A 21,017-nucleotide genomic window follows, 5' to 3' on the forward strand; every position below is an offset into this window, starting at 1 on the left:
TACCCCTGTTCCCCTGTGCTCAGGACTTTACGGCGCCGGACAGCAGGTCGAGGCTCCAGAACCGCTGGATCACGAGGAAGAGGGCGATGAGGGGGACGATGGCGAGGAGGGCGCCGATGATCACCAGGGTGTAGAGGGCGGGTTGGCCCGCGCCCTGCTTCAACAGGGTAAACAGGCCCACGGTCATGGGGAACCTCTTGTCGTCGCCGAGCATGATGAACGGCAGCAGGAAGTTGTTCCAGATGGCGACGAACTGGAAGAGGAAGATCGTCACGAGGCCGGGGGACATCATCGGGACGGCGATCCGCAGGAAGATCCGCCACTCGCCGGCGCCGTCCATCCGCCCGGCCTCGACCAGTTCCATGGGGATGGCGGCCTCGGCGTAGATCCGCCCGAGGTAGACGCCGTACGGGGAGAGGATCAGCGGCAGCAGGACGGACAGATAGCTGTCCGTCATGCCGGCCTCGGCCATCAGCAGGTACTGCGGGATGGCGAGGATCACCGGGGGCATCAGGACGCCCATGAGGATCGTGTCGAAGAAGGCCTCGCGGCCCCGGAAGCGGTAGACGGCGAGGGCGTAGCCGGCGAGGGCGGACACGACGGTGGACAGGACGGCGCCCAGGCCCGCGTAGAAGACGGAGTTGGCCATCCAGCGCCAGTAGATGCCGTCGCGGTACGCGGAGAGGTCGGCGAGGTTGTCGCCGAAGCCGTCGCCGGGCAGGAAGGTGAATGTGGCGAAGAGGTCGGCGCCCGACTTGGTGGAGGCGACGAGGACCCAGGCGATGGGCAGCAGGCAGTAGAGCGCGCCGAGCACCAGGGCGGCCGTCGGCAGCAGGGCGACGCGGCGCGGGCCGGGGGTCCCCGCGCCGGAGGCGGTGGGAGGGCCCTGGGAGGTTCCGGGGGTCGTGCCGGCCGCGGGTGCGGCCTTGCGCACCTGCTGCGGGGAGGCGAGCCCGCTCATCGGGTGGCTCCTTGCTTCGTACGGCGGTTGGAGGCCTTGAGCAGGCCGAAGGAGAGCAGGAAGGTCGCCAGGGCGAGGACCACGGCGGTGGCCGAGGCGGCGTGGACGTTCCCGCCGGTGAAGGCGTCGTTGTAGACCTTCATCAGCGGGCTCCAGGTGGTGGGGATGCCGTTGGTGAGCGGCCGGAGCGTGGTCGGCTCGTTGAAGACCTGGAGGGTGGCGATGACGGAGAAGAAGAAGGTGAGCACCAGCGAGGGCACGACCATCGGGATCTTGATGCGCAGGGCGATCTGCAGCTGTGAGCAGCCGTCGAGCCGGGCCGCCTCGAAGACCTCGGCGGGCAGGGAGCGCAGCGAGGTGTAGATGACGATCATGTTGAAGCCGGTGCCGCCCCAGACGGCGATGTTGGACATCGCCAGGTACAGCGGTCCGCCGTCCATCAGGTCCGGCCGCGGCAGTCCGAAGGCGTCGACCAGGTAGAAGAAGGGGCTCACGTCCGGCACGTACAGGAAGCCCCACATGAGGGCGGCGATGACGCCGGGGACGGCGTACGGCAGGAAGATCGCGAGCCGGGAGAAGGAGCGGGCGCGGACCCGTTCGGAGTCGAGCAGCAGCGCGAAGAACAGGGCAAGGCCGAGCATGACGGGGACGACGATCATGCCGTAGCCGGCGATGCGCAGGGCGCCGGCGCCGAGTTCGGAGTCGGTGAGGGCGGCGGTGTAGTTCTCCAGGCCGGCCCAGACCTCGCTCCTGGCGCCCTTGCCGAGGCCGAGGCCCTTGACCTCGATCTTGTGGAAGCTGAGCCAGATCGCGTAGCCGATGGGCAGCGCGAAGAAGAGGGCGAAGAGGACGGCGGCCGGGAGGAGGAAGAGGTAGGGCGCGCTGCGCGCCCGTTTCACGCCGGTGGTGGCGATGGTGGTGGCGGTGGGCGAGGGGTGGCCGTACGGGGCCGGCCGGGCCCCGTACGACCGGCGTGCGCCCGTGGTGGGCTGCGTCACGGGGCGACCTCGAAGCCCTGCTTCTTCAGGTCCGCGACGGTGGCGGCCCGCATCGCGGTCAGGGCGTCGGCGAAGCCTTCCTTGGACCTGGCCTTGGCGGCCTTGCCGAACTCGTCCTTGAAGGAGGTGTAGGCGACGTTGACGTTCGGGCCCCAGGCGGCGGGGGCGGTGGTCTTCGCGATCGCCGCGGCCTGGGTGTAGAAGTCGGGCTGGTTGGCGAAGAAGTCCGGGGCCTTGGCGAGCGCGCCGCCGGTCTGGGCGGCGGTGGCGGCCGGGTAGATGCCGGACTCCTTCACCAGCGCGGCGAGCGCCTCGGGGTCGGTGTTGAGCCAGGTGGCGAACTTCGCGGCCGCCGCCTTGTGCTTGGAGTCGGTGGTGACGGCGGTGGTGGAGCCGCCCCAGCTGCCGGTGGCCGGCTTGGCGGTGTCCCACTGGGGCAGCGGGGCGACGGCCCACTTGCCCTTGGTGTCGGGGGCGGCGGTGGTGAGGACGCCGGGTGCCCAGACGGCGCTGACCCAGCCGATCTGCCGACCGGTGTTGAGGGCCTTGTTCCAGGCGGGCGTGTACATGGGCTGGTTGTCGACGGCGCCCTCCGCGACGAGTCCGCCCCAGAAGTCGGCGACCTTCCGGGTGGGGGCGTCGTCGACGCCGACCTTCCACTTCTGGCCCTCGGTGGTCCACCACCGGGCTCCGGCCTGCTGGGCGAGGCCGGCGAAGAGACCGGCGTCGTTGGAGGAGAAGGTCGTCAGCGACCTGTCGGGGGCCTTGGCCTTGAGCGCCTTCGCCGTGGCGGCGAACTCGTCCCAGGTGGTGGGCACCTTCAGCCCGTACTGCGTGAAGAGGTCGGTGCGGTAGTAGAACATCATCGGCCCGGAGTCCTGGGGCACGGCGTAGACGGCGTCGCTGCCGAGCGTGGTCTGCTGCCACAGGCCCGGGGCGAACTCGTCCTTGACGCCGCCGACCTCCTGGGAGATGTCGGCGAGGGCGTCGTTGCTGACCAGCGTCGGCAGGGCCTGGAACTCCGCCTGCACGAGGTCGGGGGCCTGGTGCGCCTTGGACGCTGTGATGATCTTCGTCACCAGGTCGTCGCCGGACGCCTGCTTCTGGACCGTGACCTTGATGTCCGGGTTCTTCCGGTTCCAGAGCGCCGCCACCTTGTCCATGTTGGGCGCCCAGGCCCAGTAGGTGAGCGAGACCGGACCGGATGCGGCCTGGTCGTCGCCGTCGGACGAGCCGCAGGCGGTGAGCGTGGCCGCGCCCAGGGCGACGGCGGTGGCGACGGAGACAGCACGGAGGTGACGCGAAACGATGGGCATGGAGCCTCTCCCCTGACGAGCGGCCTCCCTCGCTGGAAGGCCGGCCATGCATCTGTGAGCGTTCACAGTAGAGAAACGTTCCGGACACTTGTCAATGGTGGATCGTGTGCGCTTATGTTGCGTTGCCACATCGAGATCTGATGTGTGTACGTTCACAGACGCCGCCGTTCCGACGTTCAGGAGACACTCATGCGGGAGACCACTCCCAAGGGCCTGCACCGGCTCGCCTTCGGCGGGGACTACAACCCCGAACAGTGGCCGGAAAGCGTCTGGCAGGAGGACGTCCGGCTGATGCGTGAGGCCGGCGTCACCATGGTGAGTGTCGGGATCTTCTCCTGGGCCCTGCTCGAACCCGAGCCGGGCGCCTACGACTTCGGATGGCTCGACCGGATCCTCGATCTGCTGCACGAGAACGGCGTCCGCGTCGACCTGGGCACGCCCACCGTGGCGCCGCCCGCCTGGTTCTACCGCGCCCACCCCGAGGCGCTGCCGGTCAGCCGCGAGGGCGTGCGGTACGCCTTCGGTTCCCGCGGGGCGATCTGCCACAGCTCACCGGCCTACCGCGAGGCCGCGGCGCGGATCACCACCGAACTCGGCCGGCGGTACGCCACCCACCCCGCGCTCGCGCTCTGGCACGTGCACAACGAGTACGGCGTCCCGGTCAGCGCCTGTTGGTGCGACACCTGCGCGGACGGCTTCCGCCGCTGGCTGGACACCCACCACGGCTCGGTGGAAGCGGTCAACGAGGCCTGGGGCACCGCCTTCTGGGGCCAGCACTATACCTCGTACGAACAGATCGACCCGCCGCGCCTGACCCCGACCGTCGGCAACCCGGCCCAGCAGCTCGACTACCGCCGCTTCGCCGACGCCACCATGCGGGAGAACTTCGTCCGGGAGCGGGACATCCTGCACCGGCTCTCCCCCGGCGTCCCGGTCACCACCAACTTCATGACGGCGCTCAGCCAGTGCGACTCGGTCGACTACTGGGCCTGGGGCCGCGAGGTCGACCTGGTCACCAACGACCACTATCTGATCACCGACGGCCGCCGCACCCACGTGAACCTCGCCATGGCGGCCGACCTCACCCGCTCCGTCGCCGGCGGCGCCCCCTGGCTGCTCCTCGAACACTCGACGAGCGGCGTCAACTGGCAGCCTCGCAACCCCGCCAAGCGCCCCGGCGAGATGGCCCGCAACTCCCTCGGCCACGTCGCCCGCGGCTCCGAGGGCGCCATGTTCTTCCAGTGGCGCCAGTCCCGGCGCGGCGCCGAGAAGTTCCACTCCGCGATGGTGCCGCACGCCGGGACCGACTCGCGGGTCTGGCGCGAGGTGGTCGGGCTCGGCGCCGACCTCGACTCGCTCGCCGCGCTGCGCGGTACGCGCACGGTCCCGGACGTCGCCATGGTGTGGGACTGGCACTCCTGGTGGGCCCAGAGCCTGGAGTGGCGCCCCACCGAGGACCACGAGGCGCGGGAGCGCGCCGACACCTTCTACGAGACCCTCTACGACCGGCACCTGACCGTCGACTTCGCCCATCCCGAGGCGGACCTGTCGGCCTACCCCCTGGTCGTGGTCCCCGCGCTCTACCTCACCACCGAGGCGGCCGGGCTCAATCTGCGGGAGTACGTGGAGAACGGCGGCACGCTCGTCGTCTCGTACTTCTCCGGGATCGTCGACGAGCACGACGCCGTCCACCCGGGCGCGTACCCGGGCGCCCTGCGCGACGTCCTGGGGCTGACGGTCGAGGAGTGGTCCCCGCTCGGCGACGGCGAGTCGGTACGGATCACCGGGCCGGACGGCGCGTCGCTGACCGGCGACGTCTGGACCGAGTTCGTCGTGGAGCGCGGGGCCCGGCCGGTGTGGACGTACGCCGACGGACCGGCCGCCGGCCGTCCCGCCGTCACCCGTCACCGGCTGGGCGAGGGCACCGCCTGGTACGTCTCCACCCGGCTCGACGCGGCCTCGCTGGACGTGATCCTGGGCGCCGCCTGCGAGGACGCGGGCATCGAGCCGCGCGGGGAGCTGCCCCGCGACGTCGAGGTCGTCCGCCGCTCCGGCGACGGGGGCGACTACCTCTTCGCGCTGAACCACACCGCGCACGACGTGAAGGTGCCGCTGGAGACCCCCGGCACCGAACTCCTCGGCGGCGAGCGCGCGTCCGGGCATCTGCCCGTCCCCGCGGGCGCGGTCCGCGTCGTACGCCTCGACGCCTGACCTCCTCACGACTCCCCGGGCGCGGCCGCCCCAATGCGACCGCCCCCGGGTGAACGGCACCACCCGCACGACCCGGCGCATCGCGGCACACCGCCGCCGCCCCGGGCGCAAGACACCAACCCCGCACGACCCGGCCCATCGCGGCACACCGCCGCCGCCCCGGGTGAAAGGCACCAACCCGAACGACCCAGGGCACCTCGGCGCACCGCCGGCGCCCCGGGTGAAAGGCACCACCGAGCACCACACTCCCCCTCCCTCCACCGTCGAAGGGACTCGACAGTGCACGCCGTTCCCCGAATCCCACGCCCGTCTCGCACCTCACGCGCCCCGCGGTCGGTGCGCGCCGTGGTCGCCTCCGCGGTCGCGGCCCTCTTTCTGACCGCGCTGCCCTCGGCGCCGGCCGAAGCCGCGGCCACGCTCACCAACGCCGGTTTCGAGTCGGGCGGCACCGGCACGGCGACACCCGCCGGCTGGTCGACCTACTCGGCGGGCGGCCAGAACGCCGCCTCGTTCACCGAGTCCGGCGGCCGCGTCGGCGGTCACCGGCTGACCCACTGGTCCTCCTCCGCCTACAAGGTGGAGACATACCAGCATCTGACCGGGCTGACCAACGGCACCTACACGCTTCAGGCCTGGGTGCGTTCGAGCGGCGGGCAGAACTCCGCCTATCTCGCCCTGCGCAACTGCGGCTCCGCGGAACAGCGCACCGACCTGCCCCCCACACCCAACGGCACCTGGATACGTCTGGTCACCTCGATCGCGGTGACCGGCGGCCAGTGCACGGTGAGCATCAACTCCGACGCCAGGGCGGGCAACTGGATCAACGTCGACGACGTCACGTTCGGCTCCGGTGCGACCGGTCTCCCGGTCCGGGGTGTCGACGTCTCCTCGCTGAAGAAGAGCCAGGACCTCGGCGGGACGTACCGGACCGCCGCCGGGGTCACCGGTGACCCACTGGCGATCCTGAAGTCCGCGGGCGCCAACTACGGCCGCCTCAAGGTGTGGGTGAACCCTGCCGACGACTACAACGACAAGGCCCGCGTGCTGGCCTCGGCGCAGCGCATCAAGGCGCAGGGCATGAAGCTCCTCGTCGACTTCCACTACTCCGACACGTGGGCCGACCCGGGCGCCCAGACCAAGCCGGCCGCATGGGCGGGACACTCGTACGGTCAGCTCACGACGGACGTCTACAACCACACGTACGACGTCCTGAACGCCCTCAAGGCACAGGGCACCACCGCCGACATGGTGCAGATCGGCAACGAGATCAACACCGGCATGCTCTGGCCCGAGGGTTCCACGGACAACTGGTCCCAGCTGGCGGGGCTGCTGAAGTCGGGGGCGTCGGCCGCCAAGGCGGTCTCCTCGTCGACCCAGGTCGCCCTGCATCTGGCCCACGGCGGTGACAACGGTCTGTACCGCCGGTGGTTCGACAACGCCACCGCGCAGGGCGTGAGCTTCGACGTCATCGCCCTGTCGTTCTACGGCTACTGGCACGGCCCGCTGTCCGGCCTGCAGGCCAATCTCGACGACATCTCCGCCCGGTACGGGAAGAAGGTGCTGGTCGCCGAGACCGCCTACGCCTTCCGGCTGGACAGCGAGGACGGCCACGAGAACATCATCGACACCCCGGCCGAACTCGTCTCCGGCTACCCGGCGACTCCGGCGGGGCAGGCGGCCTGGCTGCGCGATGTGATGAACGTGGTCGAGGCCGTGCCGAACGGCCGCGGGCTCGGCGTCGTCTACTGGGAGCCCACCTGGACGGCCGTCGCCGGCAACGGCTGGGACCCGGCGGACCCGTCGTCGGGCAACGGATGGGAGAACCAGGCCCTGTTCGACTACGACAGCAGGCTGCTGCCGGCGGCGGGGTGGCTCGGCCACCGCTGACCGGTACGGTCGCGCAGAGGACTGGGGGCCGGCTCGTGAGGGGCCGGCCCCCGCTTCAGCTCCCGCTCCGGCCGAGTGCGCCTTCCACCGCCGCGTACGTGACGCCGTGGTCCGCGAGGGTCTCGGCGACGACGCCCGGGCGGGCCGTCAGGGCCAGCAGCAGGTGTTCGTCACCGATCGACTTCTCGCGGCGGCCGAGGCAGACCCGCAGCGACTGTTCAAGGACCCCCTTGGCCTCGCGGGTGAAGGGCCGCCGCCCCGAGCGCCGGGTCCGGTCCTCGCGGTCGTCGGCGAGTGCGCCGGGGCCGTGCGCCTCCTCGACCCGCGCGACGATCTCGGTCACATCTATGCCGAGGCCGGCCAGCGCGTCCGTGTCGGCCTTCGAGAGGCCGCCCCGGCGGCGGGCCGCCGCGAGCGCCGCCTCCAGCGACGCCCGCCGGTCCTTCGCCCCCAGGGCGCGCAGCGCGAAGGCCGCCTTCGTACCCTCCGCGTCGAGCAGCGCCAGCAGAAGATGCTCCTCGGTGACGACCGGCGCGCCCTCGCGCTCGGCCGCCGTCACGGCCCCGGTCACCACAGCCTTGGCACCCTTCGTGAATCGTTCGAACATCAATGCCTCCCGTATTTCTTGTGGACGGCCTGGCGGCTGACGCCCAGTTCGGCCGCGATCTCCTGCCACGACCAGCCCTGGGTGCGAGCGCTGCGCACCTGGACGGCTTCCAGCTGTTCGAGGAGACGCCGCAGCGCGGAGACGGCGCGCAGCCCGACCCGGGGGTCGCGGTCGCCCGCCCGCGCGGCGAGATCGGTTGCATCGGTCATGATGTCAACCTACGTTGACACCCCCTCCTTGTCAACCATAGTTGACAAGGAGGGGGTGTGGGCCGCCCTGGCCGACCGCTGTCGGCGGCGCGGCGGGGTCAGCGCGCGAGATCGGCGGCGGGTCCCATGACCACGACGGGCTCGCGGTCCGGGTCGAGCGCGCGCAGCAGCTCCCGCATGTCGTCACGGGGAAGGGAGACGCACGCCTGCGTGGGGCCGCCGTGGTCGACGTGGATCCAGACGCCGCCGCCCTTCGCCGGACCGAGGGGGCGGTTCTTGTCGAGGGGGGTCCTTCCCGGGACGCGGTTGTAGTCGATGGCGACCACGTAGTCGAAGGAGCCCTCCAGGGGCTCGCCGAGGAAGCCGACGCCCGAGGTGGCGAATTCCTTGTCCTGGTCGTAGGGCAGCCGCGCGCCGGGGTCCGGCAGCCGGCCGCCCGCGTCGCCCAGCCTGAAGACGCCGGTCGGCGTGCGGAGGTCACCCGCCCTGTGGTCGGCCGTCCAGCCCCGGAGCGCGTTGTGCGCGGCCCAGGGTCCCGCGGCGCGGCTCCAGTTGCCTGCCGCGTCCCGCTCGTAGAGGGTCGCCGTGGCCGTGTTGGAGTCCCGGTCGCCGCCCCTCACCACGAGGGCCTGGGTCGTGCCGTCCGGGATTCCGGCATGGGTGACCGGGCCGACGCCGGGGAGGGCGGCGGGGACGGGCGCGGGGGCGGCCGACGCGGTCGGGCCGGCGGCACCCGCGTTCTTGGCCGCGGCGCGTGGGTTCGGGCGCGGTGCGGGTTCCTCGGACGAGACCTTCATGTAGCCGACGAGCGCGAGGGTCGCGCACAGGGCGGCGGTCAGCACACGCGGGCCGGGGCGGCCCTTCCTGGCAGACATGGGACGGCATCCTCCGACGCTGGGGAAGGCAACGCGGCGATACGTACCCGATCCGTGTCCGACCCTGTCGGAGGATCCGCGCACTCACCCGACCGGGGCAGAGGCGGGGTGAGCGGGGCGTGCGTTCGGGCGTGCCGCCTGAGCGCCTCGTGCGGGGCCGGACTGGCCCCCCCACCGCGGTGCGCGTCCCGGCGGCCGGGAGAGCCGTCCGGAGGGGGCCGCGTGACGAGAGGCTGCGTGACGAGCGGTCAGCCGGCGACCGTGGTGGGGGCGGCGGTCTCCGCGTCGGCGGGGGTCTCGTCGAGCTCCCAGGCGTGGCGCTTGAACTCCCGGACGAAGTCGGGGTGGTCCTCCCAGTTCCGGGCGACGCCGCGCAGGACGTCCCAGTTGTGTTCGAGGGCCTGGTCGATGATGTGGCGCAGCGCGGGGTCGGCGGCCGCCCGCTGATCGGCGAGTCCCTTGACGGCCGCGGCCGCCTTCACGGTGCCGAGGAGGGCCCGCAGGGCACGGGAGGTGTCGTCCATCCCGAAGCCGTGGTCGCTGCCGTTCTCGGGGTCGAAGAGGGGGCGCAGGCGAGCCTCGATGAACGCGGTGACGCGCTCGAAGTACTGGACGTCCATCGGGGTCTCCATCTCCGCCGCGCCGCCACGGGCCCGGCCTGTCGGGTGCTTCGTCGTTCCGGGAGCGCGCACGACCCGGGGTCGGCGCGGCCCCCGTGATTATCCCGTGGCGGTCGTGGGCCTCTCGTCCGGGTCGGGGCGCGCGCCGTGCGTGGAGGAGGGGGAGCTGGGGAGTGGGGAGGCGCGCAGGCCGCGCCACAGGGCGTGCGCCGGGCTCGCGCCCTCCTCGCGGTCGGCCGGGACGTCCCAGACGTGGACCGAGGGGGCGGACGGGTCCGTGAGCTGCGCCCAGCCCGGGTCGCCGCTGGTCGCGAAGCCGGCCCACGCGCGGACCATCCGCCGCGACAGCGCGCGGTCGTCCTCGTCGGCGGGGCCGCCGGTGAGGAAGTCGACGCCCTCGGCATCGAGGTTGCCCAGGGCGAAGGGCACGTCGGCGGCGTGCCAGGCCCGCACCCGGCCGCCGTCGGGACGGGCGCGGCGGCGGTCGAAGCGGGAGAGGAAGACCCGGGCGCCCGCACGGGCCCGCGCGTGGGCTTGGGCGTGGTCGTGGGCGTGGGCGTGGGCATGGGCTTCGGCGAGGCGGACGGTGTGGGTGGTGAAGAGGGCGTCACCCGCGAGGGCGAGGTAGACGTCGAGCACCGGCGCCCCCGGCAGGTGCGCGCGGTACCGGGCGACGAGGTCCGGGGGCAGACCGTAGTCGGCGGCGAACCGGGCGAGGCCCTCCTCCGTCGTCACCGGCGGCATGCTGCCGACCTCGTGCATCAGCCAGTACTCCTCGGTCGTGTGGCACACCAGGAGGTCGACCCGCCCGCCGCCGCCGGCCGCCAGGGCGTCGAGCGGATCCTTCGTCAGGAGTGCGCCGTCGAGCACCGGGCCGTAGATGACCGTGTCGTAGTGCAGGGGCCCTGAGGAGGGGTCGGAGGCGTACCGCGCCACCACGCGGTCGGAGGCCTGGACGAGGGCCTGGGACGTGGCCGAGAGCAGGCCTTCGGCGGTGGGAGCGACGCCGGCCTCGGCCGCCACCTCGCGGGCGAGGGCGGCGGCGAGCGCGGGCGGGAAGGTGGCGTCGGGCACGCTGTGCGCGATGGCGCGACGGAAGAGCCCTTCGGCCCGCGCGGTGCTCATCAGGCAGGCGATCGAGCCGCCGCCCGAGGACTGACCGGCGACCGTGACGTTCTCCGGGTCTCCGCCGAACGCGGCGATGTTGTCGCGCACCCACTCGAGGGCGGCGATCTGGTCGAGCAGCCCGCGGTTGTCGGGGTGGCCGGGAACATGGCCGAACCCTTCGAAGCCGAGACGGTAGTTGCAGGTCACCACGGTGAGACCGGCACGGGCCAGGGCGGCGCCGTCGTGGTCGGGCTGGGCCGAAGAGCCGAAGGTGTAGGCGCCGCCGTGGATCCAGAAGAGGACGGGCAGCGGTCCGGGCGCGTCCGCCGGAGACCATACGTTGAGGGTGAGGACGTCCTCCTGGCCCGGGCGCCAGACCGGGGCGCCGGGCAGCTCGGCGGACTGCGGGGCGACCGGCCCGAAGCGGGTCCCGTCCCGTACCCCGTCCCAGGCCTCGGCGGGCCGGGGCGCCTGGAAGCGTCCGGCGCCGAACGGCGGGGCGGCATAAGGGATGTTCAGGGTGATCCGGAGGCCGTCGACGATCCTTCCGCGTACCGCACCCCGCTTCGTCGTGACGGTCTCCTCGGCGGCTGCCGTACCCACAGGCGGAACTCCCTCGTCGCGCCGTCGGCGTGTCCGGACGGCGGCGGCACAGGCTCGCACGGCACCGGGGAGGCGGCAAGCGAATAAAGCGTACGAAGGGTCAGTCGCCGCTGTTCCGGGCGGGTGTGTCGGCGGGGTCGAGCGGCTGCTCCGCCCAGATCACCTTGCCCTCGGCCGTGTAACGGGTGCCCCAGCGCCGGGTGAACTGGGAGATCAGGAAGAGGCCGCGGCCTCCCTCGTCGGTCGTGCGGGCGTGCCGCAGATGGGGCGAGGTGCTGCTGGCGTCGAAGACCTCGCAGATCAGCGTGCGTTCGAGGATCAGGCGCAGCCGGATCGGTCCTGCGGCGTGCCGGATGGCGTTGGTGACCAGCTCGCTGACGACCAGTTCGGTGGTGAACGCCAGCTCCTCCAGCCCCCAGATGCCCAGTTGGCGCGCGGCCATCAGACGGGCGCGGGCGACGACGGCCGGATCGGCGGGCAGGTCCCAGGCGGCGACGTGGCTCGCCGCCAGTCTGCGGGTCCTGACCATCAGCAGCGCGGCGTCGTCGGTGTAGGGCCTGCTGGGCGCCAGTTCGTCGACGATGCTCCGGCAGAGCTGGTCGAGCGGCAGGTCGCGTTCGGCGAGGGCGCGGCGCAACCCCTCCTTGCCCGCGCCGGGTGCGGCGATCAGACCGTCGGTGTAGAAGGCCAGCACGCTGCCCTCCTCCAGCGGCAGCTCGACGGACTCGAACGGCAGGCCGCCGAGGCCGAGGGCCGGGCCGGGCGGAAGGTCGGGGAAGTCGACCGTGCCGTCGGGTGCGACGACGGCGGGCGCGAGGTGGCCGGCGCTGGCGAGCTCGCAGCGCAGGCCGACGGGGTCGTAGACGGCGTAGAGGCAACTGGCTCCGACGGCCCCGGGGCCGGCCACGCCGCCGGGGTCCGCCTCCTGCCCCTCCCGCGTCACCTGGATGACGAGGTCGTCGAGGTGGGCCAGGAGTTCCTCGGGCGACAGGTCCAGGTCGGCGAGCGTCCGTACCGCCGTACGGAGCTGCCCCATGGTGGCGGCGGCCTCGATGCCGTGCCCGAGGACCTCGCCGACGACGAGCGCGACCCGGGCTCCGGAGAGCGGAACGACGTCGAACCAGTCGCCGCCGAGCCCGGACAGTTCGTCGGCCGGCCGGTAGAAGGAGGCCGCGTCGACCGCCTCCTGCGGTGGCACTCCGTGCGGCAGGAGACTGCGCTGCAGTACGAGGGCGGCGGCGCGCTCGCGGGCGTATCGGCGGGCGTTGTCGAGGCAGACGGCGGCGCGCGCGACGAGTTCCTCGGCGAGCCGCAGATCGTCCTCGTCGAAGGCCTCGTCGCGGCGCGAGCGGAAGAACGTGGTCACCCCGAGGGTGACGCCACGAGCGAGGATCGGCACGACGATCGCGGTGTGCGGGACGGCCTCCTGGGTGGGCTTCCTGGACCGGCCGGGGCCACTGGGCCCGGGCTCGGGTTCATCGGCTTGGTCGGCCGGGGGACGGGGGGCGGGCTCCGGAGAGCCGGGGGGCTCCGGCGGGCGGGGGGAGTCCGGCCTGGGAACGGCCGTGGGTTCGCGCGTCGCCGTGGTCTCTGGTGTCGTCGTGGTTTCTGGTGTGGCCGTGGGTTCTGGCGTCGCCGTGGTTTCTGGCGTCGCCGTGGGTGCTGGTGTCGCCATGGGTACGGGCGGCGCCGCGCGTTCGGGGGTCGCCGCGTCTCTCGTGGCGGGGTCCAGCCGGGCGGCGTGCCAGGACCTGCCGTGGGCGAGGGAGCCGATCTGGGGCGACCACGGCCGGTAGGCGGCGGTCTCCCCCGGCTCCAGCGCTGTCTCGGGCGTGTCGCCGCCGACGCTCAGCCGGCCCGCGCGCACCAGCCGTGCGGCCGTGGCGCCCGCGGTCGGACCCGGGGTCGGTTCCGCGCCTCTGATCACCGAGTCCAGCAGGTCGACGGCGACGAAATCGGCCAGGCCCGGAACCGCCACCTCGGCCAGGTCCTGGGCCGTTCCCATCACGTCCAGGCTGCGCCCGATGCGCTCGCTGGCCCGGGCCATCAGATCCAGCCGCAGGCGTGCCCGGTAGCGCTCGGTGATGTCGACGACGGAGTAACAGACCCCGAGCGGGCGGCCGTCGTCGTCGTCGAGCCGGATGAAGGACATCGCGTGCGCGCGGTCGCGGTGCGGGTCGGCGCGGGTGCGGCCCACGTGCTCGTAGTCCATGAGCGGTTCCCCGGTCTCCAGCACCTGGCGCATCTTCGCTTCGAGCAGTTCGGCGTCGAGGCCCGGCTGGATCTCCGCCAGCCGTCGGCCGCGGCGCTGTTCGACGGGCCCGCCGCCGAAGTGCTCGAGCGCGGTGTTCGACCAGACGCACCGCAGTTGGGTGTCCACGAGCGCGAGCCCCACGGGCGACTGCGTCATCATCCGTTCGAGCAGGGCGGGCCCCATGGTCCACTGGCGGGACGGGGAGGCGCCCACGGCGAGGGCCAGCCAGCGTGCCCCGCCCGTCTCTCCCGGCAGGGGAAGGACGGTGACGTCCACGGCCACGCCGCGGCCGTCCCGGCGATGCGCGAAGAGCACTCCCGACCAGCCGCCCCGGGCGGCGCAGCTCTCGGCGATGACAGGGACGCGGGCGGCGTCGTCCGGCATCAGCAGCGTCGTGACGTGCCGGCCGCGCAGTTCGGAGGAGGGGCGGCCGAGGAGGCGTTCGGCGGCGTAGGGGCGGCCGACGACGACGCCGTTCTCGTCGAAGAGGAGAACGGCGGAGTCGGGGACGCCGAACGTCGCTCCTCGCCCGGTGCTGGCTGTGCCCTCAGGTCTCCCCACGGCCGTCGGCTCCGTTTCTCGCACCCCCGCCCTTTTCCCTTTTTATCCCTTTAGCACACTGTGCCAGCAATGCTGTCGTACTGCGCGCGGCGACCGGCGCCTCACCGCCCGGCGTACGGCGGGCCGGCGGGGCGTCGGGCGGCAGGCATCGGGCGGCCGGCGTCGGGCGGCTGTCCGACGGCGTCACCCCTTCGGCGGGCAGCCCGGGTTTCCGATCGGTTCGAGGGGTTAGTCAGCTCTCCAGGAGTGAGTCGGCTCTTCCGGAGTAGACGACACCCGACGACCGACGAACCGGAAGGGCTGGAATCGTGACGCGACCGAGGATTCTCGTGGTGGGCGCGGGCTTCGCCGGAGTCGCCTGTGTACGGCGGCTGGAGCGGCGGCTGACCAGCAGAGAGGCCCAGGTCTCGCTGCTCTCGCCGTTCTCGTACCAGCTCTACCTGCCGCTGCTGCCCCAGGTGGCGGCCGGGGTGCTGACCCCCCAGTCGGTCGCGCTGTCGCTGCGGCGCAGCGAGCGGCACCGTACGCGCATCATCCCGGGCGGCGCCGTCGGCGTGGACCCCAAGGCGAAGGTCTGCGTCGTGCGGACCATCACCGGCGAGCACACCGTGGAACCGTACGACCATCTCGTACTCGCGCCGGGCAGCGTGACCCGTACCTTCGACATCCCCGGTCTGGCGGAACACGCGCGGGGCATGAAGACGCTCGCGGAGGCCGTCTACATCCGCGACCACGTGATCGCGCAGCTCGACCTCGCCGACGCCAGCCAGGACGAGGCCGAACGAGCGGCGCGGCTGCAGTTCGTGGTGGTGGGAGGCGGATACGCGGGGACGGAGACGGCCGCCTGTCTGCAGCGGCTCACGCACAACGCGATCAAGCGCTACCCGCGCCTCGACCCGAAGCTGATCAAGTGGCACCTGGTGGACATCGCGCCCGCTCTGATGCCCGAGCTGGGCGAGAAGCTCGGCCGCGCCGCGCTCGACATTCTCCGCCGTCGCGGGATCGAGGTCTCGCTCGGCGTGTCGGTGGCCTCCGTGGACGCCGACACCGTGACCCTCACGGACGGGCGGGTGCTGCCCAGCCGCACCCTGATCTGGACGGCCGGTGTCGCCGCCAGCCCGCTCATCGGCACGCTCGGCGCCGAGACGCACAAGGGCCGCCTCGTGGTCGGAGCCGACATGGTCGTCCCCGGTCTGGACGGCGTCCACGCGCTCGGCGACGCGGCGGCGGTACCCGACCTGGCCAAGAAGGAGGACGGCGCGGTCTGCCCGCCGACCGCGCAGCACGCCCAGCGCCAGGGGCGGCAGGTCGCCGACAACCTGGTGGCGGCCCTGCGCGGCGAACAGACCTACCCCTACGTCCACAAGGATCTCGGCCTGGTGGTGGACCTCGGCGGCAAGGACGGCGTCTCGAAGCCGCTCGGCGTCGAACTGCACGGCCTGCCCGCCCAGGCGGTGGCACGCGCCTACCACTGGGCGGCGCTGCGCACCAACGTCGCCAAGGCCCGTGTGATGACGAACTGGCTGCTCAACGCCGTGGCCGGCGACGACTTCGTCCGTACGGGATTCCTGGCCTCCAAGTCCGGAACCCTGGCCGACTTCGAGTACACCGACGCCTACCTCACACCTGAGCAGGTGCGGAAGCACACCGCCTCACTGCGCGCGACGCACGGCTGACCGTGGCCGGCCCCTGTCGGCTGCCGGTTGCCGGTTGCCGTTGCGGGTTGCGAGGAGGGGGCGTCAGAGCCAGCCGTTGCGGCGGAAGCTCCGGTGGAGCAGGAAGCAGGCGGCGGCCATCGCGCCGACCACGAGCGGGTAGCCGTAGGTCCAGCGCAGCTCCGGCATGTGCTCGAAGTTCATCCCGTACACCCCGCAGACCATCGTCGGTACGGCGATGATCGCCGCCCATGCCGTGATCTTGCGCATGTCCTCGTTCTGCGCGACGGTCACCTGGGCGAGATGGGCCTGCAGGATGGAGTCGAGCAGCGCGTCGAACGACGTGATCTGTTCCGTGATCCGGGACAGATGGTCGGCGACGTCGCGGAAGTACGGCTGTATGTCGGCGGCGACGAGCGGCAGCGGCTGGGAGGCCAGGGCCTGCAGGGGGCGGTCGAGCGGGGTGACCGCCCGCTTCAGTTCGAGGAGTTCCCGCTTGAGCTGGTAGACCCGGCCGGCGTCGTTGCGGGAGGAGTGCTCGCTGAAGACGGCGGTCTCGACGGCGTCGATGTCGTTCTGCACGGCATCGGCGACGGCGAGATAGTCGTCCACCACATGGTCGGCGATGGCGTGGAGCACCGCCGCCGGCCCCTTCGACAGCTGCTCGGGGTCCGCTTCCAGGGCCTCTCGCAGCGGGCCCAGCGAACCGTGCCTGCCGTGCCGGACGGTGATGACGAAGTCCGATCCGGTGAAGACCATCAGCTCGCCGGTGTCCACCACCTCGCTGGTGGCGGTCAGTTCCTCGTGCTCCACGTAGCGGACCGTCTTGAAGACGGCGAAGAGCGTGTCGTCGTACCGCTCCAGCTTCGGCCGCTGATGGGCGTGCACGGCGTCCTCGACGGCCAGCGGATGGAGCCCGAACAACTCGGCGAGACCTGCGAACTCGTCCACCGACGGCTCATGCAGACCGATCCAGACGAATCCGTCTCCTGACTTGCGGACCCGCCGCACCGCCTCCGGCGCGGGACACGCCCCCTGCTGCCGCGCCCCGTCCTCGTACAACACGCAGTTGACGACGGCGGTTCCCAGGGGCGAGCGCGCCGGGTGACTCAGGTCGACGGTCCGGCGGTAGGCACGGCGGACGGTGCGCCGGAGATTGCGGATTATCGGCACGTGGGCTCCTCAGGACGATCAGCGGCCAGTGTGCCACCCGCCCACCCGCGCACGGGACCCTGGCCCGGCGGCCGCAGCGGGGCCGCCGCCGGGGCCGTCGGGGCCGCCGGGCGCCTCACCGAGGGCCGCCACTCCTGACAAATGTCACGTCTTCCTGTGCGCGAGATCCTCCTGGAGGCGGAGGGCTGGCCGGGGGCGGCGAGGCGAGGATGTGATCACCGCTGAACGCTCGTGACCCGAGCACCGTCGACCGAAACCAGGTTCCTCCATGTCCTCGCACCGTCCGACCTCCTCCCCCGCGCCCTCCCTCGTGTCCTTGGCCGCGCTCCGCGGAATACGCCTCTCAGCGGTCGCGGCGGCGACCGTGTTCGCTCTCTCGGCGGCGGCGTTACCCGCACAGGGGGCCTCCCCCTCCCCCTCCCCCACCCCTCCCTCCGCCTCCGCTCCCATCGGCGCTCTCGCGGGCAGCACCCTCGACCGTGCGGCGTTGCGGGCCTCGTTGGACGCATTCCACGCGGCGGGCATGTACGGCGCGTACTCCGCGGTCCGCGACGGCTCCGCGCGGTGGCGTGGCGCCACCGGTGTCGCGGACGTGGACACCGGGCGGCCGATGCGGCCGGACTTCGAGCACCGGGTCGGCAGCATCACCAAGACCTTCACCGCCGTCGGCGTGCTCCAGCAGGTCGGCGCGGGCCGTATCGACCTGGACGCGCCGATCGGCCGCTATCTGCCCGACCTCGTCCCCGGCGAGCGCGGACGGCAGGTCACCGTACGCATGCTGCTCAACCACACCAGCGGCATCGGCGACTACGTCCTGCCCGCCTTCCCCGGCGTCCTGGAGAACCCCGGCAAGGTCCTCGACGAGCACCGCTCACGCCATGTCGCCCCGGAGGAGCTGGCCCGCCTGGGGCTCGCCGCCCCGCCCGCCGCGGCGCTCGGGACGCACGCGTACTCCAACACCAACTACATCCTCGCCGGGCTGCTCCTGAAGCGGGTCACGGGCCAGGAGCCCGAGGCGTACCTCACCCGGAACGTCATCCGCAGAGCCGGACTGCGCCACACCTACTTTCCCCGCTCGCCGTACATCCGAGGTCCGCACGCCGGGATGTACGAATCGATGTTCGGTCTGATCGACCCGCCGCGCGACTACAGCGTGTACGACATGTCCTGGGCCGGCACGGCCGGCGCCCTGGTCTCGACGACGAGCGACCTCAACGACTTCTACCGGACGCTGCTCAGCGGCCGCCTGCTCGGACCGGCGGAGCTGCGCGCGATGAAGACGACCGTCCCGGCCTACGAGGCACCTCCGGGCGAGGATCCTCTGATGCGGTACGGACTGGGCATCTACACCTTGAGGATGCCCAGCGGCGGCTGGTACTGGGGGCACGACGGCGCCGTCTTCGGCGCCGGTACCTGGGCGCTCTCCACCGAGGACGGCAGCCGTCAGGTCGCCGTCGGCTACAACCTGATGAAGTACCAGCGCTTCGACGACCAGGGCCGACCGCTGCCTGACCCCATCACCGAAGCGCTGTACGCGCACGTCGACGGCGCACTCGCGGGACCGGCCGCATCGACCCGCCACGCGGTTCCGCAGGGTCCCGGGCGGACGGTGCCGATGCCGAGGATGCCCAACCGGCTGATCGGCCCGGAGGCGCTGCTCCACGACAGGGCGACGCGATAGGACAACGCGATAGGGCGACGGCCGTGGGGCCTGAGTGCGCCGCCCCCTCCGGGCGGTGCGCTCAGCGCGACTGCAGGGCGTCCAGCGCGACGGCCTGGGCTATCGCCAGGCGGCGGTCGAGCGTCTCGTCGGCGATGTCGAGTATGTAGCGGTCGCGGAGGCCCAGTTGCTTCTCCACGGACATGACGGGGCGGCCGGCGGTGGCGAAGTCGAAGTGGTACGGCCAGGCGAACGGCACGAAGTCGGTGAAGGGGATCACGCTCCAGATCCTCCGCACGAGGGCCACGACCCGGTTGCGCTCGACTCCGGTCGTCGGGGTCGTGGCCCCCTCAGGGGTCATGTGCCAGGTGCTGCGCAGCAGGGAGGCGGCGAAGTCCTTGCGGAGGGTGCCGAGGTGGCTGCCCGAGGCCGCGTGTATGTCATAGGTCGCGCCGAGGTCCACGACCTGCCGGGCCCGGAAGGTGAAGAGGACCTGGCTCTGCGACTCGTCGGTGTAGAAGGTGATCTGTTCCTTCAGGGCCAGCCGCTTCTGGTGGGCGAAGGCGACGATCTCCCCCTCGCCGCCTTCCGGACCGGCCGCGTGGACCACGTACCGGTTGGCCATCGGCGTCAGCTTCTGACGGATGTGAAAGCGGTGCTGCGACTGTTCGAGACCCACGATGCGCTCCCCGCTCGTCGACGACTTCACCCGATGATCGCGCCCGGCGGGCACCGGGCGCAGTCATCGAAAGTCGTTCACCGTAGAGACGATCGGCTCGACCACTGCCGTGCTCCTCGGAGCTGCCCCTCCTCGCGGCGGTCTCTCCCGGTGGGACGGGAGCGGCCCGCCGGGAGAGACTGGGAGGAGAAACCGAAAGCCGGGACAGCTCCGGTGAGCGCCGGAGCGGATCAGTCGTGGAGGCGCCATGACGGCAACAACACGGGGCGACACACCGGTGGCGATCGCGGGTGACGGCGTGGAGCTGCGCATGCGGGACATCGGCGGCGACCTCACCGTGGCCTTCGTCCATCTGCCCGCCGGCACGGACATGGGGCCCGCTCTCAAGGGGATGCCGAACGACCTGTGCCAGTGTCCGCACTGGGGGTATCTGTTCTCCGGGCGCCTGAAGATGCGGACCAAGGACGGGGACCACGTGTACGAGGCCGGTGAGGCCTTCTACTGGCCTGCCGGGCACGCCCCCGAGGCGCTCGAGGACTGTGACTACGTGGACTTCTCGCCGACGAAGGCGTTCACCGAAGTGATCGATCACGTGAAGGCGGCGGCGGGGGGCTGAGCGGCCCGTCCAGGAGTGCGCCTTCCAGTGCTTCGGCGGTGATCAGAGCGGTGGAGCCCGGTGCCGTACAGGCGTGGGCTCCCGCCATGGCGCCCAGGCGGGCGCACTCCAGGACGTCGCGGCCGCCGAGGGTGCCGTACAGGAAGCCGGATACGTAGGCGTCGCCGGCGCCGTTGGTGTCGACGACCGGCGCCGGGGGGACGGTCGCCGGGACATGGTGCGGCGTGGGGCCACCGTCCTTGGTGAGGACGTACGAACCGTCCGCACCCGCCGTGGCGACGACGGTCCGGGCGCGCCCCTCGCGCAGGATCTCGCGCATCAGGGCGGTGGTCCCGTCGCCGGTCCCCTCCGCGCTGAGGAAGACGAGATCGGAGCGGAGGGCGAACTCCCGGTGGTGGTCGGCGAGTCCGTCCCAGTCGTGCAGGTCGGTCGAGACGGGGATCCCCAGGTCCTCGATGTCGTCGTAGAGGTGACGCGTGAAGTCGATGATGGAGAGATGGACGTGGCGCGTGCGGCGCAGCCGGGGCAGGTAGAGGTCCCTCGGCATGCGCAGGTCGGCGGGGTCGCGTGCGTCGTAGAACGACATCCGGCGCCCGGAGCGGTCCACGAGGTTCACCGCCCGGCGCGTGCCCGCGGGCGAGATCACCGCGTCGAACTCCACGTTGCCCTCGGCGAGGCGCTCTCGCACCAGCGTGCCGGTGTGGTCGTCGCCGACGCAGTCGAGGAACGCCACTCGCAGGCCGAGCGCCCGGGCACCGAGGGCGACGTTCGCGCCGGTGTGGCCGGGCCACTCCTCGATCGGACCGACGTGGACCGAGTCGGCGAGCGGGACGGGCAGGGTGTCGACGCGGACGACGGTGTCCACGCCGCTGCCGCCGATCACCAAGAGGTCGTACTTGGCGTGCTGTTGACTCATCGTTCCGCCTTTCGGGTCCCGCCGCGCCACAGCCTAGGCGGCCCCGTCCCGGCTCGCCGCCTCGGCCCGCCGCCCCGGCCCGCCGTCCCGGCCGACCGCTTCACCTACC

17 protein-coding genes are annotated in these 21,017 nt (G+C 72.2%); 5 read left to right on the forward strand and 12 right to left on the reverse strand.

The features are described 5' to 3' along the window. Positions 1 to 19: 19 nt before the first annotated feature. The 3 genes from ACF06X_RS28015 to ACF06X_RS28025 all read right to left on the reverse strand — a co-directional run bounded on the left by ACF06X_RS28015 (position 20) and on the right by ACF06X_RS28025 (position 3,275). On the reverse strand, positions 20 to 961 hold the full coding sequence (locus ACF06X_RS28015) for a carbohydrate ABC transporter permease (protein ID WP_392290062.1): 942 nt from the start codon (positions 959 to 961) through the stop codon (positions 20 to 22). After that, the gene (locus tag ACF06X_RS28020) at positions 958 to 1,875 is read right to left on the reverse strand and encodes a carbohydrate ABC transporter permease (protein ID WP_392290196.1); all 918 of its coding nucleotides are present in this window, start codon (positions 1,873 to 1,875) and stop codon (positions 958 to 960) included. Before ACF06X_RS28020 ends, ACF06X_RS28015 begins: the two co-directional genes overlap by 4 nt. 80 nt (positions 1,876 to 1,955) lie before the next feature. Then, entirely contained in the window at positions 1,956 to 3,275 is a 1,320-nt protein-coding gene (locus ACF06X_RS28025) for an ABC transporter substrate-binding protein (protein WP_392290063.1), read from the reverse strand. 189 nt (positions 3,276 to 3,464) lie between these two features. Here ACF06X_RS28025 and ACF06X_RS28030 point away from each other — a divergent pair, with 189 nt between their 5' ends. Together ACF06X_RS28030 and ACF06X_RS28035 are read left to right on the forward strand one after the other, a co-directional pair. Beyond that, entirely contained in the window at positions 3,465 to 5,486 is a 2,022-nt protein-coding gene (locus ACF06X_RS28030) for a beta-galactosidase (RefSeq protein WP_392290064.1), read from the forward strand. A gap of 336 nt (positions 5,487 to 5,822) precedes the next feature. Then, complete coding sequence (locus ACF06X_RS28035) at positions 5,823 to 7,373, forward strand: arabinogalactan endo-beta-1,4-galactanase (protein WP_392290065.1); 1,551 nt, start codon at positions 5,823 to 5,825, stop codon at positions 7,371 to 7,373. A gap of 55 nt (positions 7,374 to 7,428) precedes the next feature. On the opposite strand, the gene ACF06X_RS28040 is transcribed toward ACF06X_RS28035, so the two are convergent. The 6 genes from ACF06X_RS28040 to ACF06X_RS28065 all read right to left on the reverse strand — a co-directional run bounded on the left by ACF06X_RS28040 (position 7,429) and on the right by ACF06X_RS28065 (position 14,209). Then, positions 7,429 to 7,980 (reverse strand): Clp protease N-terminal domain-containing protein, encoded by a 552-nt coding sequence (locus ACF06X_RS28040; protein WP_392290066.1) that lies wholly within the window; start codon positions 7,978 to 7,980, stop codon positions 7,429 to 7,431. Continuing rightward, positions 7,980 to 8,189, reverse strand: a complete 210-nt coding sequence (locus ACF06X_RS28045; protein WP_392290067.1) for a helix-turn-helix domain-containing protein — start codon at positions 8,187 to 8,189, stop codon at positions 7,980 to 7,982. Before ACF06X_RS28045 ends, ACF06X_RS28040 begins: the two co-directional genes overlap by 1 nt. Positions 8,190 to 8,287: 98 nt before the next feature. Next, positions 8,288 to 9,064 (reverse strand): L,D-transpeptidase family protein, encoded by a 777-nt coding sequence (locus ACF06X_RS28050; RefSeq protein ID WP_392290068.1) that lies wholly within the window; start codon positions 9,062 to 9,064, stop codon positions 8,288 to 8,290. Positions 9,065 to 9,312: 248 nt separating this feature from the next. Continuing rightward, positions 9,313 to 9,684: a hypothetical protein gene (locus tag ACF06X_RS28055; RefSeq protein ID WP_392290069.1), complete on the reverse strand. Its 372-nt coding sequence runs from the start codon at positions 9,682 to 9,684 to the stop codon at positions 9,313 to 9,315. Positions 9,685 to 9,783: 99 nt separating this feature from the next. Beyond that, complete coding sequence (locus ACF06X_RS28060) at positions 9,784 to 11,394, reverse strand: carboxylesterase/lipase family protein (protein WP_392290070.1); 1,611 nt, start codon at positions 11,392 to 11,394, stop codon at positions 9,784 to 9,786. Positions 11,395 to 11,494: 100 nt separating this feature from the next. Next, positions 11,495 to 14,209, reverse strand: a complete 2,715-nt coding sequence (locus ACF06X_RS28065) for a SpoIIE family protein phosphatase (RefSeq protein WP_392290071.1) — start codon at positions 14,207 to 14,209, stop codon at positions 11,495 to 11,497. A 308-nt stretch (positions 14,210 to 14,517) separates the two neighbouring features. On the opposite strand from ACF06X_RS28065, the gene ACF06X_RS28070 reads away from it, so the two are divergent. Further along, positions 14,518 to 15,885 carry an NAD(P)/FAD-dependent oxidoreductase gene (locus ACF06X_RS28070; RefSeq protein WP_392290072.1) on the forward strand — a complete coding sequence of 456 codons (1,368 nt, stop codon included), beginning with the start codon at positions 14,518 to 14,520 and terminating at the stop codon, positions 15,883 to 15,885. Between the two features lie 63 nt (positions 15,886 to 15,948). Here ACF06X_RS28070 and corA read toward each other — a convergent pair whose 3' ends face one another. Beyond that, positions 15,949 to 17,031: a magnesium/cobalt transporter CorA gene (gene corA / locus ACF06X_RS28075; RefSeq protein ID WP_392290197.1), complete on the reverse strand. Its 1,083-nt coding sequence runs from the start codon at positions 17,029 to 17,031 to the stop codon at positions 15,949 to 15,951. Between the two features lie 505 nt (positions 17,032 to 17,536). Between corA and ACF06X_RS28080 the strand changes: the two genes are divergently transcribed. Then, a complete protein-coding gene (locus tag ACF06X_RS28080; protein ID WP_392290073.1) occupies positions 17,537 to 18,718 on the forward strand; it encodes a serine hydrolase domain-containing protein in 1,182 nt (393 codons plus the stop codon). Positions 18,719 to 18,779: 61 nt separating this feature from the next. Here ACF06X_RS28080 and ACF06X_RS28085 read toward each other — a convergent pair whose 3' ends face one another. Beyond that, positions 18,780 to 19,376 (reverse strand): hypothetical protein, encoded by a 597-nt coding sequence (locus tag ACF06X_RS28085; protein WP_392290074.1) that lies wholly within the window; start codon positions 19,374 to 19,376, stop codon positions 18,780 to 18,782. A 247-nt stretch (positions 19,377 to 19,623) separates the two neighbouring features. On the opposite strand from ACF06X_RS28085, the gene ACF06X_RS28090 reads away from it, so the two are divergent. Continuing rightward, positions 19,624 to 19,992 carry a hypothetical protein gene (locus ACF06X_RS28090; protein WP_392290075.1) on the forward strand — a complete coding sequence of 123 codons (369 nt, stop codon included), beginning with the start codon at positions 19,624 to 19,626 and terminating at the stop codon, positions 19,990 to 19,992. On the opposite strand, the gene ACF06X_RS28095 is transcribed toward ACF06X_RS28090, so the two are convergent. Then, the gene (locus ACF06X_RS28095) at positions 19,949 to 20,908 is read right to left on the reverse strand and encodes a carbohydrate kinase family protein (protein WP_392290076.1); all 960 of its coding nucleotides are present in this window, start codon (positions 20,906 to 20,908) and stop codon (positions 19,949 to 19,951) included. The two genes, ACF06X_RS28090 and ACF06X_RS28095, sit on opposite strands and share 44 nt — an antisense overlap. Positions 20,909 to 21,017 lie beyond the last annotated feature (109 nt).

It is taken from the genome of Streptomyces sp. NPDC015346 (assembly GCF_043078785.1).
In the GTDB taxonomy this organism is placed as follows: Bacteria; Actinomycetota; Actinomycetes; order Streptomycetales; family Streptomycetaceae; genus Streptomyces.

Excerpts from the sequence above, each read along its gene's own strand:
- ACF06X_RS28015 (WP_392290062.1), bottom strand. The coding sequence starts at position 961 with ATGAGCGGGCTCGCCTCCCCGCAGCAGGTGCGCAAGGCCGCACCCGCG.
- ACF06X_RS28055 (WP_392290069.1), bottom strand. The coding sequence starts at position 9,684 with ATGGACGTCCAGTACTTCGAGCGCGTCACCGCGTTCATCGAGGCTCGC.
- ACF06X_RS28095 (WP_392290076.1), bottom strand. The coding sequence starts at position 20,908 with ATGAGTCAACAGCACGCCAAGTACGACCTCTTGGTGATCGGCGGCAGC.
- ACF06X_RS28050 (WP_392290068.1), bottom strand. The coding sequence starts at position 9,064 with ATGTCTGCCAGGAAGGGCCGCCCCGGCCCGCGTGTGCTGACCGCCGCC.
- ACF06X_RS28045 (WP_392290067.1), bottom strand. The coding sequence starts at position 8,189 with ATGACCGATGCAACCGATCTCGCCGCGCGGGCGGGCGACCGCGACCCC.
- ACF06X_RS28030 (WP_392290064.1), top strand. The coding sequence starts at position 3,465 with ATGCGGGAGACCACTCCCAAGGGCCTGCACCGGCTCGCCTTCGGCGGG.
- ACF06X_RS28040 (WP_392290066.1), bottom strand. The coding sequence starts at position 7,980 with ATGTTCGAACGATTCACGAAGGGTGCCAAGGCTGTGGTGACCGGGGCC.
- ACF06X_RS28090 (WP_392290075.1), top strand. The coding sequence starts at position 19,624 with ATGACGGCAACAACACGGGGCGACACACCGGTGGCGATCGCGGGTGAC.
- ACF06X_RS28025 (WP_392290063.1), bottom strand. The coding sequence starts at position 3,275 with ATGCCCATCGTTTCGCGTCACCTCCGTGCTGTCTCCGTCGCCACCGCC.